The organism is Nitratidesulfovibrio sp. D1 (assembly GCF_051133415.1).
In the GTDB taxonomy this organism is placed as follows: domain Bacteria; phylum Desulfobacterota; class Desulfovibrionia; order Desulfovibrionales; family Desulfovibrionaceae; genus Cupidesulfovibrio.
Genome location: NZ_JBPGNZ010000005.1, coordinates 75,005 through 98,606, shown reverse-complemented (window position 1 = coordinate 98,606; position 23,602 = coordinate 75,005). Strand labels below are relative to the sequence as shown.

General features: G+C 69.6%; 23 protein-coding genes and 1 tRNA gene. 16 read left to right on the top strand and 8 right to left on the bottom strand.

The annotated features are described in order from the left end of the window. Positions 1–4: 4 nt before the first annotated feature. Genes ACR4XJ_RS10940 through ACR4XJ_RS10910 form a run of 7 tightly spaced genes read left to right on the top strand, consistent with a single transcriptional unit; the run spans position 5 to position 4,800 of the window. Positions 5–568: a hypothetical protein gene (locus ACR4XJ_RS10940; protein ID WP_434755251.1), complete on the top strand. Its 564-nt coding sequence runs from the start codon at positions 5–7 to the stop codon at positions 566–568. A gap of 17 nt (positions 569–585) precedes the next feature. Next, entirely contained in the window at positions 586–1,551 is a 966-nt protein-coding gene (locus ACR4XJ_RS10935; RefSeq protein ID WP_434755250.1) for a hypothetical protein, read from the top strand. After that, entirely contained in the window at positions 1,548–2,114 is a 567-nt protein-coding gene (locus ACR4XJ_RS10930) for a DNA-binding protein (RefSeq protein WP_434755249.1), read from the top strand. Before ACR4XJ_RS10935 ends, ACR4XJ_RS10930 begins: the two co-directional genes overlap by 4 nt. Beyond that, complete coding sequence (locus ACR4XJ_RS10925; protein ID WP_434755248.1) at positions 2,111–2,800, top strand: hypothetical protein; 690 nt, start codon at positions 2,111–2,113, stop codon at positions 2,798–2,800. Before ACR4XJ_RS10930 ends, ACR4XJ_RS10925 begins: the two co-directional genes overlap by 4 nt. Continuing rightward, positions 2,785–3,891, top strand: coding sequence for a bacteriophage T4 gp5 trimerisation domain-containing protein (locus ACR4XJ_RS10920; RefSeq protein ID WP_434755247.1), 1,107 nt, complete (start codon positions 2,785–2,787; stop codon positions 3,889–3,891). Before ACR4XJ_RS10925 ends, ACR4XJ_RS10920 begins: the two co-directional genes overlap by 16 nt. After that, positions 3,888–4,070: a Com family DNA-binding transcriptional regulator gene (locus ACR4XJ_RS10915; protein WP_434755246.1), complete on the top strand. Its 183-nt coding sequence runs from the start codon at positions 3,888–3,890 to the stop codon at positions 4,068–4,070. Before ACR4XJ_RS10920 ends, ACR4XJ_RS10915 begins: the two co-directional genes overlap by 4 nt. Then, the gene (locus ACR4XJ_RS10910) at positions 4,024–4,800 is read left to right on the top strand and encodes a DNA-methyltransferase (protein ID WP_434755245.1); all 777 of its coding nucleotides are present in this window, start codon (positions 4,024–4,026) and stop codon (positions 4,798–4,800) included. Before ACR4XJ_RS10915 ends, ACR4XJ_RS10910 begins: the two co-directional genes overlap by 47 nt. A gap of 496 nt (positions 4,801–5,296) precedes the next feature. Here the strand turns inward: ACR4XJ_RS10910 and ACR4XJ_RS10905 are convergent. Next, positions 5,297–5,373 (bottom strand) — tRNA-Pro (locus ACR4XJ_RS10905). A gap of 458 nt (positions 5,374–5,831) precedes the next feature. Between ACR4XJ_RS10905 and ACR4XJ_RS10900 the strand changes: the two genes are divergently transcribed. The 3 genes from ACR4XJ_RS10900 to ACR4XJ_RS10890 all read left to right on the top strand — a co-directional run bounded on the left by ACR4XJ_RS10900 (position 5,832) and on the right by ACR4XJ_RS10890 (position 7,966). Beyond that, entirely contained in the window at positions 5,832–6,098 is a 267-nt protein-coding gene (locus ACR4XJ_RS10900) for an RNA recognition motif domain-containing protein (RefSeq protein WP_007521357.1), read from the top strand. Positions 6,099–6,198: 100 nt separating this feature from the next. Then, positions 6,199–6,417, top strand: coding sequence for a translation initiation factor IF-1 (gene infA / locus ACR4XJ_RS10895; RefSeq protein ID WP_012611350.1), 219 nt, complete (start codon positions 6,199–6,201; stop codon positions 6,415–6,417). Positions 6,418–6,655: 238 nt separating this feature from the next. Then, positions 6,656–7,966, top strand: coding sequence for an ATP-binding protein (locus ACR4XJ_RS10890; protein WP_434755244.1), 1,311 nt, complete (start codon positions 6,656–6,658; stop codon positions 7,964–7,966). Between the two features lie 98 nt (positions 7,967–8,064). Here the strand turns inward: ACR4XJ_RS10890 and ACR4XJ_RS10885 are convergent, their stop codons facing one another. The 4 genes from ACR4XJ_RS10885 to ACR4XJ_RS10870 all read right to left on the bottom strand — a co-directional run bounded on the left by ACR4XJ_RS10885 (position 8,065) and on the right by ACR4XJ_RS10870 (position 10,663). After that, complete coding sequence (locus tag ACR4XJ_RS10885) at positions 8,065–8,388, bottom strand: hypothetical protein (RefSeq protein WP_434755243.1); 324 nt, start codon at positions 8,386–8,388, stop codon at positions 8,065–8,067. A 123-nt stretch (positions 8,389–8,511) separates the two neighbouring features. After that, positions 8,512–9,015, bottom strand: a complete 504-nt coding sequence (locus ACR4XJ_RS10880; RefSeq protein WP_434755242.1) for a cob(I)yrinic acid a,c-diamide adenosyltransferase — start codon at positions 9,013–9,015, stop codon at positions 8,512–8,514. 3 nt (positions 9,016–9,018) lie between these two features. Next, positions 9,019–10,173 carry an AmmeMemoRadiSam system radical SAM enzyme gene (gene amrS / locus ACR4XJ_RS10875; RefSeq protein WP_434755241.1) on the bottom strand — a complete coding sequence of 385 codons (1,155 nt, stop codon included), beginning with the start codon at positions 10,171–10,173 and terminating at the stop codon, positions 9,019–9,021. Positions 10,174–10,213: 40 nt separating this feature from the next. Beyond that, positions 10,214–10,663, bottom strand: a complete 450-nt coding sequence (locus ACR4XJ_RS10870; protein WP_434755240.1) for a hypothetical protein — start codon at positions 10,661–10,663, stop codon at positions 10,214–10,216. Positions 10,664–10,801: 138 nt separating this feature from the next. Here ACR4XJ_RS10870 and purM point away from each other — a divergent pair, with 138 nt between their 5' ends. Then, entirely contained in the window at positions 10,802–11,854 is a 1,053-nt protein-coding gene (purM, locus tag ACR4XJ_RS10865) for a phosphoribosylformylglycinamidine cyclo-ligase (protein WP_434755239.1), read from the top strand. A gap of 189 nt (positions 11,855–12,043) precedes the next feature. Here purM and ACR4XJ_RS10860 read toward each other — a convergent pair whose 3' ends face one another. Continuing rightward, positions 12,044–13,564, bottom strand: coding sequence for a radical SAM protein (locus tag ACR4XJ_RS10860; protein ID WP_434755238.1), 1,521 nt, complete (start codon positions 13,562–13,564; stop codon positions 12,044–12,046). Between the two features lie 156 nt (positions 13,565–13,720). On the opposite strand from ACR4XJ_RS10860, the gene ACR4XJ_RS10855 reads away from it, so the two are divergent. Both ACR4XJ_RS10855 and ACR4XJ_RS10850 read left to right on the top strand, forming a co-directional pair. Next, positions 13,721–14,536, top strand: coding sequence for a hypothetical protein (locus ACR4XJ_RS10855; RefSeq protein ID WP_434755237.1), 816 nt, complete (start codon positions 13,721–13,723; stop codon positions 14,534–14,536). Between the two features lie 69 nt (positions 14,537–14,605). Continuing rightward, complete coding sequence (locus ACR4XJ_RS10850; RefSeq protein ID WP_434755236.1) at positions 14,606–15,127, top strand: hypothetical protein; 522 nt, start codon at positions 14,606–14,608, stop codon at positions 15,125–15,127. Positions 15,128–15,211: 84 nt separating this feature from the next. On the opposite strand, the gene ACR4XJ_RS10845 is transcribed toward ACR4XJ_RS10850, so the two are convergent. After that, positions 15,212–16,189: a glycosyltransferase family protein gene (locus tag ACR4XJ_RS10845; RefSeq protein WP_434755235.1), complete on the bottom strand. Its 978-nt coding sequence runs from the start codon at positions 16,187–16,189 to the stop codon at positions 15,212–15,214. A 228-nt stretch (positions 16,190–16,417) separates the two neighbouring features. On the opposite strand from ACR4XJ_RS10845, the gene thiC reads away from it, so the two are divergent. Continuing rightward, on the top strand, positions 16,418–17,707 hold the full coding sequence (gene thiC, locus ACR4XJ_RS10840; RefSeq protein WP_434755234.1) for a phosphomethylpyrimidine synthase ThiC: 1,290 nt from the start codon (positions 16,418–16,420) through the stop codon (positions 17,705–17,707). 113 nt (positions 17,708–17,820) lie between these two features. On the opposite strand, the gene ACR4XJ_RS10835 is transcribed toward thiC, so the two are convergent. Continuing rightward, positions 17,821–18,789, bottom strand: a complete 969-nt coding sequence (locus ACR4XJ_RS10835; RefSeq protein ID WP_434755233.1) for a D-2-hydroxyacid dehydrogenase — start codon at positions 18,787–18,789, stop codon at positions 17,821–17,823. 149 nt (positions 18,790–18,938) lie between these two features. Between ACR4XJ_RS10835 and ACR4XJ_RS10830 the strand changes: the two genes are divergently transcribed. Next, on the top strand, positions 18,939–20,333 hold the full coding sequence (locus tag ACR4XJ_RS10830) for an ABC transporter substrate-binding protein (protein WP_434755232.1): 1,395 nt from the start codon (positions 18,939–18,941) through the stop codon (positions 20,331–20,333). Next, positions 20,330–23,503 carry an EAL domain-containing protein gene (locus ACR4XJ_RS10825; RefSeq protein ID WP_434755231.1) on the top strand — a complete coding sequence of 1,058 codons (3,174 nt, stop codon included), beginning with the start codon at positions 20,330–20,332 and terminating at the stop codon, positions 23,501–23,503. The genes ACR4XJ_RS10830 and ACR4XJ_RS10825 overlap by 4 nt, the downstream gene beginning before the upstream one ends. Positions 23,504–23,602: the final 99 nt, after the last annotated feature.

Below are 23,602 nucleotides of genomic sequence, written 5' to 3'. Positions count from 1 at the left end.
ACACATGCGCACCATCCATATCTATGACAAACAAACACGCGAACACCTGCGCACCCAGGACTGGACCCCGCCCGCACCGTGGGTGGCGCTTCCGGCCGATGCCGTGGACGCCGACGCCGCACCGCTGCCTCCCGCGCGCGCCGGGTATGCCCGCGTGCTGACCCTCGCGTGTGATGCATGGGAGTACGTCGAGGACCACCGGGGCAAGCAGGGCTGGCTGGGGGACGGCACCCAGCACGTTGTGGACGCGCTGGGGCCGCTTCCGGACGGCTGGAGCGAGACGGAGCCGCACCCCTCGCTGGAGGAGGCCCACACCGCCAAGGCGCGCGAAATCCGGACCGGCTACGATACCGCCCTCGCGGGCGTGCTGGCCGGGGCGGAGGCGACCGCCACCGGCGTGGCCGTGGGGTCGGCCCTGATGGCCGTCACCGACCCCGACGGTCTGGAATATTTGGTGGACATGCTGACCGCCCGCCGGGTGGAACTGGAGCAGACCCTGCTGGCCGCGCAGACCGACGCCGACCCCGTGGCCGCCGTACTGGCCATGGTGGTCAGCTACCCGACGTAGGAGCGGGGGAGCGAACCATGCTGTGGCAACCCGTGTCGTTCACGCCCCCGGCCAGCATCGGCGCGGTGGGCGACGGGCTTTCCGGATCGCTGTGGGCGGTGGGAGCCGCCGTGGCCAGCGGCGCGGCGTCCCTTGCCGGGCTGGGCCTGTCGGAGGGGCCGCCCCCCGCCGGAGGGGGCACTGCGGATCTTCGCGGCGACGCCTCCAGCATGCTGGCCAGCCCGTGCCCGTATATCGCGGTCACGCCGTACCAGCAGGGCGTGGGACAGCGCCGGGGCGACCGGGCCTACCTGACGCCACAGGGGGCCATCAGCGCGGTTGCCTCGCGCATGAGCGAGGCCCAAGACCGGCAGGCCTCCGGAGCGCAGCCGGACCAGCCAGATCCCACTGACCCCACGGAAGCGGACACGGCCATGGTGTTGGTGGTCATTGCCGCCCCGGATGAAGCGGCCTTTGCGGCTTCGCTGGCGCGGTTCAACGATGTCTTCCCCATTCTTGAATTGCAGCAGGCGCAGCGGCGTGCCGAAGGCTTGGCCGGACTGGAGCGGCAGAAATTCACCATTCCGTCCGCCCCCGGCTATCCGGCGTGGGGCGCATCGTCGCCGCAGCGGGGTGGGCCGGGGCTGGCCACGTCGCGGGTGCTGGGCGGGCAACTGGCCATGGCGGAGGGGCTTTCCGCCGCCGGTGCGTCGCCGGTGGCCCGGCTGGGCGCGTTCGGGGCCAAGCGGCAGGCAGCCATGGCCGCCCGGCAGGCCAACCTTGATGCGCTGCGCGGGTCCATGACCGGCAGCGATCCGGGGTGGTTCGGCGTGTACCTGGAAGGGTTGGCCGTGGAGTTGGCCAAGCTGCTGGTGACGTTCGCCCCGCCCATGGATGCCGCGTTCAAGTGCTGCGCGGCAGTGTGCTGGTACGGCACCCAGCGGCAGGTGGCCTACTACAAGGAAGCCTTCGGGCTAGAGAACCCGCTGGAGGGCGTGCTGTGAGCTTTCTGCGTCTCGACGACTTCACCGTACCGGGCTTCGGCCTGATCACCTCCATGACCCTGCCCTTCAAGGACGAGGACGCCAGCGGCGACACGTCGAGCACTTCCAAGGCCAGCAAGGGCACCAAGGCCAAGAAGCTGGAGGCGAAAATCTTCATCCGGTTCACGGACGAAGACGATCTGCGCGCCCTGACCCGCATGGCCGAGGCCAAGAAGGGCGGCGACGGGCGCATCTACACCGTCACCAACCGCACGGCGAACGCGTCGGGGATGCGGCAGGGGCGGTTTACCGGCGACTTCAAGGCCGAGGAGCAGGAGGAGCGGCGCTGCTGGCTGGTGTCCTTCAGCCTGTCCGAGCACGTGTCCGTGCCGGAGCGGGCCGAGGCGCGCGAACCCGCCAAGACGGCCACCGCCCAGCAGAACGAAGGGCAGGCCGTGGCGCCGCCGGAAGAGGCCGAACCGGCGCAGGAACTGACGTGGTTCGAGAAAAAGCTGAAGGCCGCCAGCGACGTGCTGGGCGACTATAAGACGGCGGACGGCACGGGCAGCGAGGCCGGGAAATGAGGCTGCAAAAGCGGTTGACCGTGGCGGGCGCGGAAGTCCCGCTGGTGAGCGAGGACGTGCGCCTGGATCTGGACCGGCCCGGCAGGGCCGTGTTCCAGGTGCGGGCGGATGCCCCGCTTTCCGGCGAGGTGTCGTTCGCCATGGGCTGGCATTGGGATACGGCGCTCACCCTGTTCTTCAGCGGCGACGTGGAGCGGTGCACCCCCGTGGACGGCGCGCAGCAGCGGCTGTTCTGCCGCGAGGTGTCGGCCCGGCTGGACGTGGCCATACCGCTGGCGCTGCGCCACCCCACGTTGCGCGAGGTGCTGGCCGCCTACGCGCAGGCCGCGCGGGTGCGCTTCATCGTACCGGACAGGCCGTATGCCGCCACCCGCGTGCCGTACTTCGGCGCGGTGGGTTCCGGCTTCCACGGCATGGCGCAGTTGGGCCAGGTCTTCGGCATCGAGGATTACGTGTGGCAGGCGCAGGGCGACGGGCAGGTATTCGTGGGGTCGTGGGCCGATTCGCGCTGGGCCGGGCGCGCCGTGGATTTGCCGGAAGAGGCGTGGGGCACCACCGTGGCCACGGGGGCGCGTACCGTGACGGCCATCCCCGGCTTGCGCCCCGGCGCGGTGCTGGACGGCGGGCGGGTCACGTCCGTGCGGTTTGCCGGGCACCAGATGGAGGTCACATGCAGGACGCAATAAGGGCGGCGGTGCTGCGGCTGTTTCCGGAGCTGTCCGGCGGGCTGCACCTGGACAGGTACGGGCGGGTGGTGGCCATCGCGGACCAGCCCGGCGAGGGCGTGACCTGCGAGCGGTTCCGGCCGCGCTATGCCGTGGACGTGCAGATCCTGACGCCGGAGTTGGAGCCGGATCCGGCCTTCCCCGTGTTTCCGGCGGTACCGCTGCCGGTGCCAGGCGGGGCAGGGCAGGAGTGCGGCACGTTCGCGTTTCCGGAGCCGGGGGCGCTGGTGGTGGTGGGCTTTGCCTACGGCAGGCCGGACCATCCCATCATCCGGCAGGTGTACCCCATGGGCACGTCGCTGCCGTCCGTGGCCCCGCGCGAATGGCTGGCGCAGCAGTCGCCCGCCGTGTTCCAGCGGGCCGACGCGGACGGCAACTGGACCCGCCAGACCGACGCGGCCATCACCGATGAATCGCAGACCCGGCTGGTCCGGGCCATGGAGGCAGTGACCGAGGTGGCGCGCGAAATTCGCCGCGTGTCGGAGCATTCCACCACCGAGGTGGAGGGCACGTACACGGTGGAGACGGGCACGGTGCTCACCCTGTTGGCTGGGCTGCGGGCCGACCTTGGCACCTTGGGCGCGCTGAACCTGACCGCCGGGGGCGATTCCAGCCACACCACGGCGGGCGCAGCCACCGAAACCGTGGGGCGCGACCACGCCAGCACGGTGAAGGGCAGCCGCTACATCACCGTCGCCGGGGGCCGCAGCGAGGCCGTGCAGGGCGGCCAGCAGACGCAGATCGGCGGCGACAGGACCGAGGCCGTGGACGGCAGCTGCACCGAAACTGCCGGAGGTGACCGCACCATCGAGGCGGCCAACCTGGCGCTGAAGGCGGGCACCATCTCCTGCGTCTCCACGTCCGGCAGCGGGGCAGGGGTGAGCCTGTTCGCGGAACTGCTGGCCTGCCTGGACGAAATCAAGGCGGCCCTCGATGTGCTGGCCGCTCACACCCACCCCACCACGACGGCCATCACCGAGGGCGGCGCGGTGGCAACCCACGCATCCCGGCTGGCCACCCACCGGGGGCGCATCGGAGGCATCACGGCGTGACATCGGACGAGATCCGCTGCGGGCACTGCGGCAAGCTGCTGGCCCGTGGAATCGTCGTAAACCTGCATATCCGCTGCCCGCGCTGCCGGGCGGACAACCATGTGAGGCCCGCGAGGCCCTACCCGGATGGCCATGAGCCACGGCAAGGAGCCTCGTATGCAGACCATCCTTTCGACTGACCGGGCCACCCTGATCCAGGGCGATTCCCTCGCCGTCCTCCGTACCCTGCCCGACGCCAGCGTCGACACCGTCCTGACTGACCCGCCCTATTCGAGCGGGGGCATGACCATGTCCGCACGGCAGGCGGACCCCGCACAGAAGTACCAGCACGCCAGCACGAAACGGACCTACCCCGCCATGATCGGCGACAACCGGGACCAGAGGAGCTTTACCCTGTGGGCCTCGCTGTGGCTGGCGGAGTGCTGGCGCGTGGCCCGCGACGGCGCGCGCATCATGGTATTCACCGACTGGCGCCAACTGCCCGCCATGACCGATGCCCTGCAGGCGGCCGGGTGGATGTGGCGCGGCGTGGTGACTTGGCACAAGCCCAGCGCCCGGCCCAGCTTGGGCGACTTCAAGCGGGACGCGGAGTTCGTCATCACCGGCAGCAAGGGCAAGCCGTTGATGCACACTCGCACGTGCCCCCCTGGCGTCTACCGCCACCACGTGCAGGCGGCGCGCAAGATCCACCTCACCGAAAAGCCGGTCCCGCTCCTGGAAGACTTGCTGGCCGTGACCGCCCCTGCCGGGGTGGTGCTTGACCCCTTCGCGGGCAGCGGCAGCGCTGGTGAGGCGTGCCTGCGCACCGGGCGGCGTTACCTGGGCGTCGAGCTGTCGCCGGAATATGCGGAACTGGCCCGTGCGCGGCTGCAGCAGATCCTGGCGACGGGGGCCGAAACGGTCGAGTGACCCTTGCACGTCGTTGCACGGCCTGAAGGGGTCGGGCGGTGAACGAAACAGGGCCGGGAGAGTATCCCGGCCCTTTGCTTTTTCGTGCGGTGCGGCGTGCTGCGCGACGAAGCGACCACTAGGAGGCTGAGCCTTTGCGCGCCTCTCCGCCGCCCGCGAAAAACCAGCGCCCCCCGGAAAAAATCACTCCTCCGCCCCAAACCTTCGGCCTTTTTCGAGCGCGATTGTGCAAGGGCTCGGCCGGTGCATCGGGGAGGGTATCACTACAGCCGCCCCGGCTATCTCCACGTTCGGCTCATTGCGCCCGGTGCAACGTTGCGCAAGGCTGTGCAAGCTCATTGCAAGAGGTTGAAGCGAGTAGACGTGAGTAACTACGTGTGAAGGAAGGTTTTTTCGAGGGGGTGCTTTCGCGCACTCACGAAATTGTATGCCCCTGGCTGTATGCCCCAAATGCGAAATGGCCTACGAGGTATCTCGTAAGCCATTGTTTTTTCGGTGGTCGGAACGACTGGATTCGAACCAGCGACCCCCTGCTCCCAAGGCAGGTGCGCTACCAGGCTGCGCTACGTTCCGGCGGGGCCATGGCGGTGGTGCCGTGGCGTACGGTGGTCAGATAGTCGAAAGCGTGTCGTGGTGCAAGGGAAAATGGCCGTGCGGCCGGTTGGCTGGATGGGGAGAGGCGGTCCGATCGCAGGCTCCGCCCGTTTCCGCGCGTGTATCCCGTGCCCATTCGCACACCGCGCGCGTTCCATATTTCTTGCGGCATTTCCATATCCCCTGCATGCGCGAACATGCCGCAATGCATCAACTCTTGCCCCAGGCATCCGGCCCAGGCGTCCGGCCGGACCGGAAACTTTTTCGGAGCGGCGCGTTATTTTGCGTGCGGCACGCTTGACGGCAGGGGGGAAGGTGCGTATTTACGCATCTCCTTACCAATTGGCAGCGTTCTTGTTTCCCTCGTTCGATCTTCGCATGTGCAAAGCTCCGGACAGATGAAAAGAAGAGCCTGAGAAAATTCCGGAGTATTTCACATGTCCAAGAAGCTCTACGTCGGCAACCTTCCCTTCTCCAGCAGCGAAAGCGACCTGCGCGCCCTGTTCTCCAACCACGGCGAAGTGCAGTCCGTCGCCCTGATCATGGACCGCGAAACCGGTCGTCCCCGTGGCTTCGGCTTCGTGGAAATGGACGACGACGGCGCCCGCGCCGCCATGGAAGCCCTTGACGGCCGTGACTTCCAGGGTCGCAGCCTGAAGGTGAACGAAGCGCAGGAACGCGCTCCCCGCCAGCCCCGCTGGTAGGTCTTCGCTCCCCCCTATCGTCTGGACCGGGTCCCACCCATTTCGGGCGGGACCCTTTCTTTTCGGCGCGGATCCGCGTCACAAGCCGGAGGAGACCCCTATGGCCAAAGACGATTATTTCGAAGTGGCGGGCGTGGTGCAGGAAGCCCTGCCCAGCACGCTGTTCCGGGTGGAACTGGAAACGGGCCACACCGTGCTCAGCCACCTGTGCGGCAAGATGCGCAAGTTCCGCATCCGCATCCTGCCTGGTGACAAGGTGCGCGTCGCCATGTCCCCCTACGACCTGACCAAGGGCCGCATCGTGTTCCGCGAACGCTAGGCGGCCCGTCACGGCCCCCGCGCCGTGTCCCGTAGCCTGAAGGCCCCCGCTGGCGTTGCGCCTCCGGGGGCTTTTCGTTTGCGGTTCCCCCCGCCGCGACGCGGATCGGGCCAGGTTCCGTCGGGCAGAACGCGGGGGCGCGGGCTTTGACACCCCCGGCCGCATGGGGCATTGCGGTGTGGGGCGAAGGCGGTCCGCCGCGCTGCCCCATTTTTGCGCACCTTCTCCGGAGCCGTTCATGGGACACATCGCCGCCAGGGACATTTACCGCCGCCTCGGCCACGCCATCGACAACACGCCCGTGCGCACGCCGTGGAACGACGCCTTCCACGCCATGCTGCGCGAACTGTACACGCCGGAGGAAGCGGAACTGGTGGTGCGCATGCCGTACCGCCCGTCGTCCATGGGGCGGTTGGAACAGGTCACCGGCATGCCGCGCGCCCGGCTGCAACCGCTGCTGGACCGGCTGTGCGACAAGGGGCTGGTGCTGGATATCCGCGAGGATGGCGACCACGCGGCCCCAGCTACCGCGGACAATGACGACGGCTGCCTGTACATGATCAGTCCCATCGTCATCGGCATCTTCGAGTTCACCATGATGCGCACCGGCGGGGCGCTGCCCAGCAGGCGCTGGGCGGAACTGTTCCACGACTACATGTTCGGCGACCGGGCCTTCCTGGACGCCAACTTCGGCGACGGGCAGCGCGTCTCGGTCATGCGCGCCCTGCCGCACCAGGAAACCCTGGGCGACCACGTGGAAATCCTGGACTACGAGCGCGCCGCCGCGCTGGTGGAGGAACAGCGCACCTTTGCCGTGGGCTTGTGCTCGTGCCGCCACGAAAAGCACCACCTCGGCGCCCGCCAGTGCGACGTGGACATGGAGACCTGCACCTCCATGGGCTCCGGCGCGGAATACCTGATCCGGCACGGCTTTGCCCGGCGCATCGACAAGGAGGCCATGCACGACATCCTGGCCCGCTCGCGCGACCTCGGCTTCACCCTGTCCGCCGACAACGTGCGGCAGGGTGTGGGGTTCATCTGTCACTGCTGCGGCTGCTGCTGCAACCTCATGCAGGGCATCCGCCAGTGGGGGCATGCCGGGGTGCTGGTCACCTCGTCGTTCATCGCCCGGTGCGACGCCAGCCTGTGCAACGGTTGCGGCCTGTGCGGGCGGGCCTGCCCCATCGACGCGGTATCGCTGCCCGTGCCGCCCGGCGGCCGCAAGCGCGACCGGCGCTGCGTGGTGGACGAGGCGTACTGTCTGGGTTGCGGGGCCTGCGCCCTGAAATGCCCCACCGGGGCGTTGCGGCTGCACCCGCGCCAGCGCAAGGTGCTGCACCCGGCGGACAGCTTCGAGCGGGTCATCTTGCAGAGCCTGGAGCGCGGCACCCTGCAGAACCTGGTCTTCGACAACCCCAACAGCCGTACGCAGGAATTCATGCGCGGGCTGGTGGGCGGCTTTCTGCGCCTTGGCCCGGTGAAGCGAACACTGATGGGCGAGGCGTTGCGCTCGCGCTTTCTCGACGCGGTACGCCGCATGGCCGGGTAGGGCGCGTCGTTCCCTTTCCGCACGGCAAAGCCCCCGCCGGCAACGCTGGCGGGGGCCTGGTGTTTACAGGACGGGCCGGGTGCGCCGGATGCGCCGCGTCAGTTGCAGGGGGTGGGGTGCGATTGCAGCAGGTCCTCGGCGATGACGGCGCGTTCCCCTTCGTCGGCCGGGTGCACGCACAGACAGTCCGCGCCCTGGCCCACGGCGGCGGCGCGCTTGTCGTGCCTGCCGAGGTGGCTGCCCAACTCCGCCGAGTGTCCGATGAACATGGGGCTGTAGCCCGTGTCCAGCACCGCCTGCGGCTTGCGGGCGAACATGAACACCCCGCTGAAGTCGGCCATGGTGGCGCCCAGCGGGTACACCGCGAAGGTGTAGGCCTTGCCCGAAGCTCCGGTGAACGAGGTCATGGCGATGGGTTCCATAGTGCCTCCTTCGTGTTGCGGGAAATTCGATACCCTTTGGTACCATATAGGCACGCAACGGCCGTGCCGCAATGATTTCCGAAGGGTAGGCGGGGCTGTGTCACCCCGGAATGCCGGCGGCCCCTAGAATTCGATGCCCTTGGTCGCCTGCACCCCCTTCTGCCACGGGTGCTTCACCTCGTTCATCTCGGTGACCAGGTCGGCCCGCTCGGCCAGCCAGCCGGGCAGCCCGCGCCCGGACAACACCAGGTGCTTGCATTGCGTTTCCGCCAGTTCCAGCAGGCATTCCACTTCTTCGTTGGTCACGATGCAGTAGCCCAGGGCGTACAGGGTTTCGTCCAGCACCAGCATGTCCACCTCGGGCAGGATGTCTTCGGCCCATTGCAGCAGGTCCAGCGCGGCCTTGCGGTGGGCGGGGCGGTCCTCCTCGCGCCGCAGGAATCCCTTGCCTCCGGCGCGGAAGCGTTCGCCCAGCAGCCGCTCCAGCATCGCCTGTTCGCCCGCCTGACCGGGGCGTTTCATGAACTGCCCGAAGGCCACGGTCAGGCCCTGCCCCAGGGCGCGGATGGCCTGCCCCACGCAGGCGGACGTCTTTCCCTTGCCGTTGCCGGTATATATCAGCAGCATGCGTCAGTTCTCCGGGGTGTCCCAGCCCACCCCCGGCACGGCGGCTCCGCAGCGGGCACACCGCGACGAGGCGGGCAGGTGGGTGTGAAAGCCTTCGCGCCGGGCGAACAGCGCGCCGCAGGCGGGACAGTGGGTGGATTCGGCGGGGTGGCCCGGCATGTTGCCCAGGTAGACGAAGTGCAGCCCTTCCTCGCGCCCGATTTTCCAGGCGCGCTCCAACGTGGCGGGCGGCGTGGGGGGGCGGTCGGTCAGGCGGTAGGCCGGGTGGAAGCGCGAAAGATGCCACGGCACGCCGGGACCCAGTTCGTCACGGATGAACCGGGCCATGTCGCGCATCTCCGCCGGGTCGTCGTTCAGGCCGGGGATGAGCAGGGTGGTCACCTCCAGCCACCAGCCCATGCGGGCGATGGTGCGCAGGGTGTGCAGCACCGGTTTCAGCCGCGCGCCGCACTGTTCGGCGTAGAAGCGTTCGGTGAACGCCTTCAGGTCGATGTTGGCCGCGTCGATGCGGTGTTCCAGTTCGGACAGGCATTCCGGCGACTGGAACCCGTTGGAGACCATGATGGCGGCAAGCCCGGCGGCGCGGGCCGCGTCCGCCGTGTCGCTCATCAGTTCGAAAAAGATGGTGGGCTCGGAATAGGTGAACGACACCGACGCCGCCCCGCTGGCCCTGGCCTCGGCCACCAGCCGGGCCGGGGTGGTGCGCTGGCCGCGCACGATGCCTTCTTCCGCCGGCGGGCGCGACAGCGACCAGTTCTGGCAGAAGCCGCAGGACAGGTTGCAGCCCATGGTGCCGAAGGAATAGGTGAGCGTGCCCGGCATGAAGTGGAACAGCGGCTTCTTTTCCACCGGGTCCAGGTTCACGGCGGCCACGTTGTCGCCCACCAGGGTGAACAGCCTGCCCACGGGGGCGGTTCCCGGCGGCGCGTCCGGCCCCGGCATGTCTGGCCCCCGTGTGTCTGGCCCTGACACGTCTGGCCCCGGCATGTCTGGCCCTGACATGTCTGGCCGATTCACCCGCACCCCGCAGCGGCCCGAGCCGCCCGCCGGAATGACGCAGTAATGGCTGCACAGGCGGCATTGCACGCGCGCCGCGTCCGCATCCGGGGATGCGGCGTCGGGGGAGGGCAGGGGCTTCCAGATGCGGGCATCGAGCATAGCGGTGGTCCTTGGCGGAGGAGAGTGAAGGGCGGCGCGGCTACTGCCGCTTGCCCGTCCCCATGCCGCCGGGCGGCAGGGGTGTGGGCCGCATGACGCCGCCCCGGTTCCCCGAATCTCCGGGCTTCTGCTGGTTCCAACTGCCGCCGTTGCCGCCGTAACCGCCCTGCTGCTGGCCCCACGTGCCGTTGACGTTGATTTCGGGCGCGATGATCATGGGCACCTGCTGCTGCGGCATGTCCTGATGCCGGGGCGGCCCCTTGGACTCCATGATCCGGTCGCCGGTGTCCGGGTCGCGCCCGATGTACGACTGGTCGCCGCCGGTGCCCATGATGGTGTCGTGGCGGGGACGCTCCTGTTGCGGCGGGATGCCTTCATCCGTGCCCGTGGAGCCGGTCACGGATTCCGCGACGGGCGTGTGGCGTTCCGCCTGCGCGGCCGCACCCTCGCGGGCGGTCGCAACGCTTGGCAATACCGCTGTGGACAGCATGGCCGCTGCCAGTATACCATAGGAGAAAGCCCGTGCCAGCAAGGGTTTCATGGCGTGTTCCTCTTGCGCTTCGGGGGGTAAAAGCCTATGAAGGGCTTCCGGAAAATCCGGAGCAGACGACCCAAGGAGCCTACGTCAATGTCTGAGGACCGTTCCAAAGCCTACACCGATGCGGGGGTGGATATCAACGCCGGCAACGCCCTCGTGTCGCGCATCAAATCCATCGTCGCCCGCACGCACACCAATGGCGTGATATCCGACATCGGCGGGTTCGGCGGCCTGTTCAAGCCGGACCTTGCGGGGATGGACGAACCGGTCCTCGTCTCCTCCACCGACGGCGTGGGCACCAAGCTCAAGTGCGCCTTCCAGTTCGGCAGACACGACACCGTGGGCATCGACCTTGTGGCCATGAGCGTCAACGACATTCTGGTGCAGGGCGCCCGGCCGCTGTTCTTCCTCGACTATTTCGCCACCGGCAAGCTGGACGTGGACGTGGCCGCCAGCGTCATCTCCGGCGTGGCGGAGGGGTGCCGCCGTTCCGGGTGCGCCCTGTTGGGCGGCGAAACCGCCGAAATGCCCGAGATGTACGCCCCCGGCGAATACGACCTGGCCGGGTTCTGCGTGGGCCTCGTGGACAACACGCGCATCGTGGACGGCTCGTCCATCCGCGTGGGTGACGCCATCATCGGCATCGCCTCTACCGGCCTGCACTCCAACGGCTACAGCCTGGCCCGCAAGGTGCTGGCCCAGAGCGGCCTGGGCGGCGACGACCCGCTGCCCGGCTCGGACCGCACCGTGGCCGACGTGCTGCTGGAACCCACCGCCATCTACGTGGACATCGTGCGCTCGGTGATGCGCGACTTCGACATCAAGGGCATGGTGCACGTGACCGGCGGCGGCTTCTACGACAACATTCCCCGCGTGCTGCCCGCCACCGTGGAGGCGCATATCGATTTCGGCTCGTGGACCGTGCCGCCGGTGTTCAACTGGCTGCTGGCCCAGGGCAACCTGACCTGGCCGGAAATGTTGCAGATATTCAACTGCGGCATCGGCTACATCATGATCGTCTCGCCCGACGTGTGCGACGAGGTGCTGGGCCGCGTCAACGCCATGCACGCCCAGGCCTGGCGCATCGGCGCCATCGGCCGCCGCCGCGACAAGACGGCGGAGCAGGTGCAGGTGGCCTTCTAGGGACTGTTTAGAAACAGCCCCTCGCCGCGCGGCTGCGAAGCATGCCATCGGGGCCGTTCCTTCGGGAGCGGCCCCGTTCTTTTTCCGGTATGGGCAGGCCGTGGCGCGGCATGGAAAGGAAAACGGGCCGGAACCGCGAGGTTCCGGCCCGTTGTGTCGTCATCTCGATGGCAGGAAAGCGAAGTCCCCTCACTCCTCGCAGCCGCAGTTCTGATCGTCGTCGTCAGGTACGCCGTCGTGCGGTCCGGGTTCCAGGTGCCCTTCGGGCAGGCCTTCGTCGGCGTCGTCGGGCTCGGTGTCTTCCACGCCGCTCAGGTCTTCGGCCGCGGCGTTCCTGTCCCCGTCCGGCTCGGCCTCGGGCGCGTCGCGCAGCAGGTCGGCCAGGGGCGTGGGCTGCCACTCGCCGGGCATGGGGACGCCCCGTTCCGTCAACTCCGCCCGGTCGCCCAGGTACGGGTTGAAGTAGCCGAAGCCCAGCCACGGACATTCCCGGCGCAACCGCTTGCGGAAGTTCACGAGGCCCATGCTGGGGCCGAACTCCACGCCCTCCAGCAGTTCCAGGTACATTTCCGGGTCGATGTTCAGGTTGCGCAACTGGATGAAGCTGACCCCGCAGGTGCGGATCATGTCCAGCAGGGCTTCCAGTTCCGGCTCGGTGTCGGTGACGCCGGGAAAATACAGCAGGTTCAGCGAGACGAACACCCCGCCCCGCCGCGCCGTGGCGATGCTGTCGCGCACGTCGGCCAGGGTGTAGCCGTGCGGGCGGTAGTAGCGGTTGTACGGTTCCTCGCGGGCGCTGTTCAGGCTGACCCGCAGCGAGGTCAGGCCCGCCTTGGCGATGCGCTCCACCGCCCCCGGCAGCGAGGCGTTGGAGTTCAGGTTCACCGTGCCGCGCCCGCCCCCGGAGCGGAACAGGCGCACCGCCTCCTCGATCAGCGGGGCCTCGGTCAGCGGTTCGCCCTCGCAGCCCTGCCCGAAGGAAAACACCGGCTCGCGCACCTCGTTGCGGGCGTGGTGGCGCATCACTTCCACGATTTCCGGGGCCGTGGGGGTGAAGGCCATGCGGTTTTGCGGCGTGGCGCAGATGCGCGACCCGGCCTCCTGCTGCGAGATGCACCCCACGCAGCGGGCGTTGCACGCGCGCGATACGGGCAGCGGCGCCTCGTAGCGGCCAAGGCACAGGTTGCGCGCGGCCGGGCAGGAGTAGGTCAGGGCGCACTTGGCGGTCAGGTGCTGCATCAGCCGGTTGTCCGGGTAGCGGCGCATCAGTTCGCGGGCGGTCTGTTCCACCTTCTTGCGGTGGATGCCCCGGAACACCTGGCGGTTGGATTCGTCCACCCGCCGCGCGCACACGTAGAAGCGGCCATTGGCGAAGCCCACGGCCCCGTAGGCGAACAGGGGCAGGGTGGGGGCGTCCGGCTCGCTGACGTAGGCGGGGTGCGCGGTCAGGGTGTGCGCGGGCGCGGCGAACGCGGCCACCGCCAGTTCGTCCATGCCCACGGCCTCTCCCGTTTCCGGGTCCAGCCCCACGGCCCGGCGGCCGGGCAGCAGGAACAGTTCGCTCTCGTCGGGCAGGGGCATCAGTTCGTCGGGGCGGGGCAGGGCGAATTCGTGCCCGCGCCGGCAGACCATCAGCAGGTCCGGGTGGTCGTAGATTTCGCCGTTCTCGTCGGCCACGACGAGGTGGGGGCGGATATTGGATGAGGCCATGTGGTGCCCTTTGTTCTCATGTATTGTGGTGCAGCGTGGGATGTGCTAGGTGCCGGATGGTTACTGCAAGCGGGGTTCCCCGGCAAGTGCATATCCGGCCCGCTGGCCGGTGGCCGGGGAAATGCCGCCTTTTTTTTCTGGGAGCGAAAAGAAACCATGTTCGACAACGCCACCATGTTCATGATGTTCATCCTGCTGTGCTTCGCGGGATTGCTGGTGATGTTCTACTTCGTGCTGCGCGGCATGGACGAGCTTGCGCGCGGCATGCGCGACGAACACGCCGCACTGGCCTCGGGCCTGCGCACGCTGGAGGCGCGGGTGAACGAACTGGCCCGCGCCCAGCGCGCGGCCGCCGCCGGACTGCCCTCCACCCCCCACGCGGATGGCGAGGCCGACGTCTTCGACGAACCGGCCGGGCAGTACCATGTGCAGTACGGCACCGGACCCGGCGCCCGCACCGATGTGGGCTACGGCGCGGGATACGGCAAGGATGCCGACCCGTTGTACGGACTGGTGCAGGAGGATGCCGACTCCACCCTGCCGGGCGGCCTGGCCATGGACTTCGAGGAGCCCGTGGAACTGGTGGACCGTAGCCAGGACGATGTGCCCGGCTTCGGGCAGGCCGGGGTACCCGGCTTCGGACAAGACGGCGGGCACGCCACGGCGCAGCCCCACGCCGCCCCGCACGAGGCCGCCATGCACGAGGTGGAACTGCCCAGTCTCGACCTGGGTGGACCGGCATCGGGCGCATCGCGTGGCAGGGGGGCCGGGCTGGATACCTCGGCGCTGGATACCTCCGCCTTCGGCGGGCCGTCCCGCGAGCCCGACGGCACCCACGAGACGCAGCCGGACGGAGCCGCCGGGCCGGACCTGCTTTCCTTCGGCGACGGCCGCACCGAGCGCGAAGCCCGCGAACGGAAGGCCGACGCGCGCGCCGGGCGTGGACTGCCGGACCTCAAGCTGGACGACTAGGACCCGCCGCGCCATATCCGGTGCGCTGGCCCCGCTGCGGCGAACCGGCTGCGCAAGGGCGGAGGACGCATGGACATCGTCTACATACTGCTGGCCTGCTGCGTGGCAGCGGTGCTGCTGTACGCCAAGCTGCGCGGCGGCGCGGGCGCCCCGCGCCTGGCCGAGGCGGCCCTGGAGCGCGACATCCAGCTCATGGAACTGCGCCTTGCCAACCTGACCGAGGAGTTCGGCAATCTGCAATCCCGCGTGGCCGCCATGCGCGGCCGCCTGCACGCCCATGCCGAGCACGAGGCCGACCGCGCCCGGCAACTGCGCGACGCCGCCACGCAGACCGCCACGGAACTGCGCGAAAGCCTGACCGACCGGCTGATGCGCAAGGGGCTGGTGGACGCCGACCAGGTTGCCAAGGCCGAGGCCTACCGCCGCAACACCGGCAATCCCCTGCCGCCGGAAGAAGTGCTGGCCCTGCTGGGCTTCATTCCCCCCGACGTGCTGCGCGCCGAGCGCGACGAGCACAGGCGGCAGGCCAAGGGAAGCGCGGTGCCGGAAGAGGTTCCCACCCCGGCGGAAGACGGCGAGGGCATGGCCTGAACCGCGCCGGTTGTTTCCGGCTTCATGAAGAATTGCGGGATGCATGCGCCCGGTGCGCCGCATGGCCGCCGGGCGGTTTCGCGTTCAGCGCGAGGCGGCCAGATACGCCTCGCGCAGCAGGGGCGAGGGCATCTGCTCGGCCAGCAGCAGGTAGATCAGGCGCAGGTGGTTGCGGCGGATGTCCCCGGCCTGGGTAAGGCGCTCGGCCACGACGCCGTCCGGCAGGCCGCGCAGCCGGGCCGTGAAGTCGCGTGCCCGGTGGCGCGCACGGTGGGCGGCGTCCACCCTGGCCAGCCCGCTGGCGGCGATGCGCGCGCACCGGGCGGGATCGGCCAGTGCCGCGCGGGTCACCTTCAGCAGGCTGTCGATGTCGTCGGGCTCGTACAGCAAGAGGTCGCGCCCGTCCTCGAACAGATCGGTCAGCCCGTGGCCGGTGCGCGGGGTGACCAGGCACCCGCCGCAGCCAAGGGCCTCGAACACCCGGAAGTTCAGGTCGCCGTGCTCGCAATAGTTCAGCAGCAGCCGCCCGCGCGGGTACAGCGCCCGGTAGTCGCCCCGCGTCACGTGCAGGCCGGGCAGGCGTTCGCCCAGCCGTTGCAGGAAGGCGTGGCGCGCCGGGGTGCGCGCCGCGTCCACCGTGCCCACGAACAGCAGGTCCCATTCCGGCGCGGGGGGGCGGGGCAGGTCCGCGTCCTTGGCGAAGGCGGGCGTCCACCAGATGCGCTCGTCCGGCAGGCGCCGGCCGGTCACCAGCGGGATGTGGTCGCGCAGGCTCATCAGGCACACGTCGAAGGCCTGGGCGTACAGCGGGTACCAGCTGTGGATGTGCGAATCCACGCAGTAGAACACCGTCAGGCACGGGAACGATTCCATGCCCAGCACGAAGGGGGGGCGGCTCTTGTCCGCCACCACTACCACGTCGGGTTCCCAGCCCGCCGCGCGCACCAGATCGTCCCAGCCGAACACGGCCACCTGCTGGAAGTCCATGGCGTGCACCTGCCAGCCCTCGTCGCGCAGGGCCTGCGAAAAGAACGGGCTGCCGATCCAGAGCAGCTTGCGCAAGGGTCTTTGGTGTTCGCCAGTCATGGCCGGGGTATACCGTGCCGTGGCGGCGGGCGCAACGCGGGGGTGACCCGTGCCGGGGGGGGGGCGGACGGGGCGGCCCGGCGGCGGCCCCGGCAACCGCATCGCCTTTCCCCCTTGCCAGCCGTCGCGTGAACGGATAGTGCTGGACCGTCGTGTTGTCGGCGTCACCGGCCCCCTCCCGCTGAGTCAGCAGCGGGGACCATCATGTCCATCCTTACCCGGAACACCGCGCTCGCGGGCGTTCTCGACACTCACCTCGCGGCCCTGGCCGCGGACGAGGGCCTTGCGCCCCAGACCATCCGCGACGGTATCGAACGCGGCACCATGGTGCTGCTCGGCAACCCGTCGCACCCTTCGTTGCGCCCGCTGCTTGTCGGCCAGCCTTCCCGCGTGAAGGTCAACGCCAACATCGGCACCTCGCCCCTGTGCAACAATCCCGACCGTGAAATAGAAAAGCTGGCCGCCGCCCTGGCCGCCGGGGCCGACACCGTGATGGACCTTTCCATCGCGGGCGACCTTCTGGCCATCCGCAAGGGCATGCTGGCCGCCTGCCCGCTGCCGCTGGGCACCGTGCCGCTGTACTCCGTGGCCCAGAAGTACCTGGACAAGGGCAAGGACCCGGCGGGCATGGACCCGGAAGAACTGTTCGCCGAAATCGAGATGCAGGCCGAACAGGGCGTGGACTTCATGACCGTGCACTGCGGCCTGACCCGGCGCGGCGCGGAATGGGCCACCGAGGGCGGCCGGGTGCTGGGCATCGTCTCGCGCGGCGGGTCCATCCTGGCCCGCTGGATGCGCAGGAACGGCAAGGAGAACCCCCTGCTGGAACGGTACGGCCGCATCCTTGAAATCGCCCGCAAGTACAACGTCACCCTGTCGCTGGGCGACGGCCTGCGCCCCGGCGCGGGGGCCGACGCAGGCGACGCCGCCCAGTGGGAAGAGGTGATGATGCTGGGGCGTCTCGCCAAGGCGGGTCTGGCCGAGGGCGTGCAGTGCATGATCGAGGGCCCCGGCCACGTGCCCATGCACGAGGTGGAGGCGCAGATCGTCGGCATCAAGAAGCTGACCAACAATGCCCCGCTGTACGTGCTGGGGCCGCTGACCATCGACAGCTCGCCGGGCTACGACCACATCGCGGGGGCCATCGGCGGGGCCATCGGCGTGCGCGCCGGGGTGGACTTTCTGTGCTACCTCACCCCCGCCGAGCACCTTACCCTGCCCACCATAGAGGACGTGAAGGCCGGGGTCATGGCCTCGCGCATCGCCGCGCAGGCGGGCGAGGTGGCCCTTGGCCGCCGCCATGCGCTGGAGCGCGAGGCGGGCATGTCCCAGGCCCGCATGGCCCTGGACTGGGACGAGATGAAGCGCCGCGCCCTGGACCCGGAAATGGTGGACGCCCGCCGTGGCGAGCACCGCAACGAAGAGGAATGCGCCATGTGCGGCAAGTTCTGCGCGGTGAAGATGCTGCGCGACGACCCGCAGGGCGCGCTGTAGCGCCGCGCGCCGGCGCCGCCCCGCCTGGGCAAGTCCGCGCAGGCCGGGCGGGGCCCGCCGGAATCCGGAAACGGGGGGGATGCCCGCATCCTTCCCGTTTTCTTTTCCCGGCGCTAGGTTCTGGACGCGTTCACCACGTTGGCGGGCGAACCGGCCAGGAAGGCGCGGATGTTTTCCGCCGTGACGCGCATCAGGGTCTGGCGCGCGGTCAGGGTGGCCCAGGCCAGGTGCGGGGTGATCAGGCAGTTCTTGGCCGTCAGCAGCGGGTTGTCCGGGCGGATGGGCTCCACCGCCACCACGTCCACGCCAAGGCCGCCCAGGTGGTTGTCGTTGAGGGCGGCTGCCACGGCGGCCTCGTCCAGCAGGGGGCCGCGCGCGGTGTTGATGAGGATGGCCCCCTTCTTCATGGAGGCCAGGCGCACCCGGTTGACCATGCCGCGCGTGGCCTCGGTGAGCGGGCAGTGCAGGGTGACCACGTCGGACCGGGCGAACAGTTCGTCGAGCGAGACGTACGCGAACGGCTCGTATCCCGGCATGACGCGGGTGTTGGGCGAATAGGCCAGCACCTTCATGCCGAAGGCGTTGGCGATGTGCCCCACACGCTTGCCCATGTTGCCGAAGCCCACGATGCCCATGGTCTTGCCGGTCAGTTCGATCTGCGTGGTTTCCCAGAAGCACCAGTCCTTGTTGGCGCTCCAGTTGCCCACCTTCACGCTGGCGTCGTGCCGGGCGATGCGGCGGCACAGTTCGAGCAGAAAGGCGAACACGTGCTGGGCCACGGCGTCGGTGCCGTAGCCCGGCACGTTGCACACCGGAATGGAGCGCGCGGCGGCGGCGCGGATGTCCACCACGTCGTACCCGGTGGCCAGCACCCCGATGTAGGCAAGGTCGGGCAATGCCGCGATGGTGCCGGCATCCAGCGGCGTCTTGTTGGTCAACACCATGTGCGCGCCGGCGGCACGTTCCAGTATCGCCTCGCTCGGGGTGCGGTCGTGCACCGTCAGGTCGCCGAGCGCGGCCACGGCGTCCCACGGGTTGTCGCCGGGGTTCAGGGTATAGCCGTCCAGTACGACGATACGCATGGTTGTGCTCCGAAAAAGTTTTTCTGTTGCCACGTGGCGTTGGGTCCAGTAAACGGGGACTTACCCTTTGGAATTCTACGTGAGAGCGCCGCCGGGGTAAAGCCCGCCGCCGCAAGCCGGGGGATCAGACACATACGGGACCGGAAACCATGGGCAAGGCGCATGCCGGGATGACGTACCAGCCGCTCCGCGTGGCCGTGGCCTGCACGGTTCTTCTGCTGTCGCTCGCCTGCCAGGCGGCTGCCGCCGCCGCCTCTTCCCCCGCCATCCGTACCCTTCCGGCCCCCGGCGCCCCGGTGCGCCTCGGCATGTCCGCCCCGTTCACCGGCTCCGGCGCCACGCTGGGGTGCGAGTTCCATCGCGGCGCGGCCAGTTGTTTCGCGCGGGTCAACGCGGACGGCGGGGTGCACGGCAGGCGGGTGGAAATCGTGGCCCTGGACGATGGCTACGACCCCGAGCGCACCGTGTGGAACGTCATCAGGCTCATCGAAGAGGAGCAGGTCTTCGCGCTGTTCGGTCTGGTGGGCACGCCCACGGTCACGCGGGTGCTGCCGCTGCTGGGCGGCCACCCCGACCGCACCGTGCCGCTGCTGTTCCCCTTCACCGGGGCGCGCCCCCTGTCCCTGCCCCGCCACGAAGGGCTGGTGTTCCGCCTGCGCGCCTCGTACGACGCCGAATTTTCCGAACTGGTGGAACGCCTGAACGGCGCGGGGTGCACCCGCGTCGCCGTGTGCTACCAGGCCGACGCATATGGCCGCGAGGGCTGGGCCGACCTGCGCGATGCGCTGGCCCGCCGCAGTCTGTCCCTGGCGGCCGAGGCATCCTATCCGCGCGGCGCGGGCCGCGACGCGGACTTCACCGAACAGGCGGGGCTGATCCTGCAGGGCATGCCCGACGCCGTGGTCTGCGTGGGCACGGACGCGGCCTGCGCGGCCTTCATCCGGGACCTGCGCGACCTCGTGGCCTCGCAGGCCGCCAGTCCGGTTTCCGGCCAGCCGGCCCGGCCCGCCATTCCCGTGGCCATGCCCTCGTTCGTGGACAGCCGCCATCTGGTGCGGCTGCTGGCCGAAATGGGGCGCGCCGCCCAGCGCGACTACACCCGCGACCTGGTGCTGGCCGAGGTGGTGCCCCCGTGGAACGGCGACCTGCCCGCCGCCGTGGACTACCGCCGCGATTTCGCGGAAATGGCCGGTGCGCCCGAGGTGATGGCCCTGCCGGGCGGCGATCCGTCCCCCCAGCTTGGCGTGACCGGCGCACCGGGCACACCGGGGGAGCAGGCGGCGCAGGCCCCGACTCCCGGCGAGATCAGCTTCGAGGGGTACCTGGCGGCCCGGCTGGTGGTGCTGGCGCTGGAGCGCATGGGGCCGGACCCGTCGCCCGCCGGGCTGCAAACGGCCCTGGCCGGGCTTGACGGGCACGACCTGGGCATCGGCCTGCCGTACCGCTGCACCCCCACGCAGCAGGGGGTGGGGCTGGTGCGCTTCACCACCGTGCGCGGCGGGGTGCCCGTGGACCTGCCCGACTTTTCGGAGTGGCGGCGATGAGGCGCTCGCGCCTGTTCGGGCGCACCCTGCGGGGGCTTATCGTGTTGTTCGGGGTGTACGCCGCCGTCACGTCCATCTATTCCGGCTGGACCCTGCACACCCTGCTGATCCGCGAATACGAAAGCAAGGCCCTGGCCATCGCCCGCGCCATCGCCGGGGCGGACCTGGAAAGCCTGATCGGGCGCGACGTGATCACCGTGCAGTCGCGCATCGACCAGTTCCTGGGCATCGACGGGGTGTCCTACGTGCTGGTGGTGGACGGCCGGGGCGAGACCGTGGCGCACACCTTCGTGCCCGTGGTGCCCGAGCCGGTGCGCGAACTGGCGGCATCGCTGGCGGGCGCGCGCATGAACGAGGTCACCGTGTTGCGCGACCGGCTGTATCTGGATGAACCGGCAGGCGGGGCCGGGCGCGAGGTGATGCACGTGACCATGCCGGTCTTTTCCGGCGTGGGCGGCTTCGTGCACATCGGCATGGACCGGGGGCGCATCAGCGAATACATCGACGGCGCCATCCTGCGCCAGCAGGGGCTGGGGCTGGCCTTCTTCGCCGCCTGCGCGGTGGGGGCGTGGGTGCTGCTGCATTCCATCTCGCGGCCGCTCATGCGCCTGACCGACCAGGCCCGCCGGGTGGCCGCGCACGACTTTTCCGCCCCGCCCGACCTGCCCGCCCTGAAGGCCAACGACGAGATCGGCGACCTTTCCCGCGCCATGGACACCATGTCCCGCGACCTGGCCGGACTGGTGGAAGGGCTGGAGGATTCGGTCCGCCAGGCCACGGCGGAACTGGGCGGCGCGCTGGAGCAGCTTTCCACCATCGTGGCGGGCATGGCCGACGGGCTGCTGGTCACGGACCCGCAGGGCCTGGTGCTGCGCAGCAACGCGGCCCTGTGCGAGATGTTCGGCCTTGACGCCGACCCCGACGGCAAGCCGGTGTGCGAGGTGTTCGGGTTCGTGGCGCCGGACGCGCCCTCTCCGCCCATCCATGAATTCGCCTTCGAGACCGAGGACGGCGAGGACGTGGAGCCCGAGCCCGAGGTGCACGACAACGCGGCGTTGCTGGCCTTTTTGGCCGGGGCGGACGTGCCGGGCCAGCCCATGCCCGGAGTATCCTGTCCGTTGCCCGCTCCCGCCGCCGTGCCTCCGGAGGGCGCATACCCGCCCGGGCCGGGGATGGCCCTGCGCTCGGGCGAGGTGGCCGCCGTGCGGCGCGACGGCACCCCCTGCTGGGTGGAACTTTCGCTGGTGCGGCGGCAGGTGCTGGGCACCACCTACGGGATCTGCCTGGTGCGCGACGTGACCGAGCGACGGCGCGCCCAGGAGGCCCTGCACCGCGCCCACGGCCTGCTGGAGCGCAAGGTGCGCGAACGCACCCGCGAACTGAGCCGCGCCAACGCCCAGCTGATGCTGGAAAACGCCGAGCGCCGCACCGTGGAGCAGGCCCTGCGCCGGGCCGAGTCGCGCTTCCGGGGCATCTTCGAGCAGGCCCTGGAAGGCATTTTCCAGAGCACGCCGGAAGGGCGCTTCCTCAGCGTGAACCCGGCCATGGCCCGCATCCTGGGCTACGACGGGGTGCAGGACCTGTTGGAAAGCGTGGTATCCATCGGAGACGGGATGTACGTGGACCCGGCCCGCCGCGACGAGTTCGTGGCCCGGATGGAGGAGCACGGGCAGGTCACCGCCTTCGAGTTCCGCGCCCGGCGCAAGGGGGGCGAACTCGTCTGGCTGTCGGTCAACGCCCGGCGCGTGCCGGGGGCCGACGGGGCCACCATGTACTACGAGGGCTTTCTGGAAGACGTCACCCTGGGCCACGAAAGCCGCGAACGCCTGGAACACCAGGCCTTCCACGACCCGCTCACCGGCCTGCCCAACCGCCTGCTGTTCCACGACCGCCTGCAAATGGCCCTGAAGCGCGCCGCGCGCCGCCGCAACTACACCTTCGCCATGCTGTACCTGGACCTTGACCGGTTCAAGGTCATCAACGACAGCCTGGGCCACGACGTGGGCGACGCCCTGCTGAAGGTGGTGTCCGGGAAACTGCGCGAGTGCGTGCGCGACGTGGACACCGTGGCCCGCTTCGGCGGCGACGAGTTCGGCGTGCTGCTGGAGGAAACCCCCACGCGCGGCACGGCCGTGCGCGTGGCCCGGCGCATCCGGGCGCACCTGGCCGAGCCGGTGCGCATCGGCCAGCACGAGGTGTTCACCACGGCCAGCATCGGCATCGTGCTGCGCACCGACCAGTACACCACGCCCGAAGAACTGGTGCGCGACGCGGACACCGCCATGTACCGCGCGAAAGAGCAGGGCCAGTCGCGCTTCAAGGTGTTCAACAAGCGCATGCGTGAAGAGGCGTTGCGCCTGCTGACCATAGAGACCGACCTGCGCCGCGCCGTGGAACGGCAGGAAATGCGCCTGCACTACCAGCCCGTGGTGGCGCTGGAAGACGGCGGCCTGCACGGGGTGGAAGCGCTGCTGCGCTGGACGCGCACCGAAGGGGGCGACATCTCGCCCGCCGAGTTCGTGCCCGTGGCCGAGGACACCGGGCTGATCACCTCCATCGGGGCCTTCGCGCTGGAAGAGGTGTGCGCGCAGTTGCGCCGCTGGTGCGATGCGGGCCTGCCCCCGCCGGGGGTGGTGCACGTGAACATTTCCGGCCGCCAGTTCATGCAGCCGGGCCTGCCCCACGCCGTGGAAACCCTGCTGGAGCGCACCGGCACCGACCCGCGCACGCTGCGCTTCGAGGTGACCGAAAGCGTGCTGATGCGTCACGGCAGCCAGGCCATCACGGTCATGGCCCAACTGCGCGAACTGGGCATCCGGCTGTGCCTGGACGACTTCGGCACCGGCTATTCCTCGCTGGGCTACCTGAAGCGGCTGCCGGTGGATTCCATCAAGATCGACCGCAGCTTCGTGGCCGGGCTGGAGCACGACCGCGACGGGCAGGCCATCGTGCGGTCCATCGTCTCGCTGGGGCTGCATCTGGGGCTGGAGATCGTGGCCGAAGGGGTGGAAACGCCCACCCAGGCGGAAATCCTGGCCTCGCTGGGCTGCCGGTACGCCCAGGGGTTCCTGTACGCTCCGCCGCTGCCCGCCGGAGACCTGGCCGTGATGCTGGGCGCGGCGCCGTTTCCTCCCGCCGGGGGTGGCGTTTTCGCGGGTGGTTCGCTATAGCATGACACGCTGCGAGCAGACGCGCCGTCCGGTGGCCCCCGGCCGGGCCAGCCGCATGGGCCGTCTGCGGGCGGCCGCGCGCCGCTTGCCGCGCTTCAC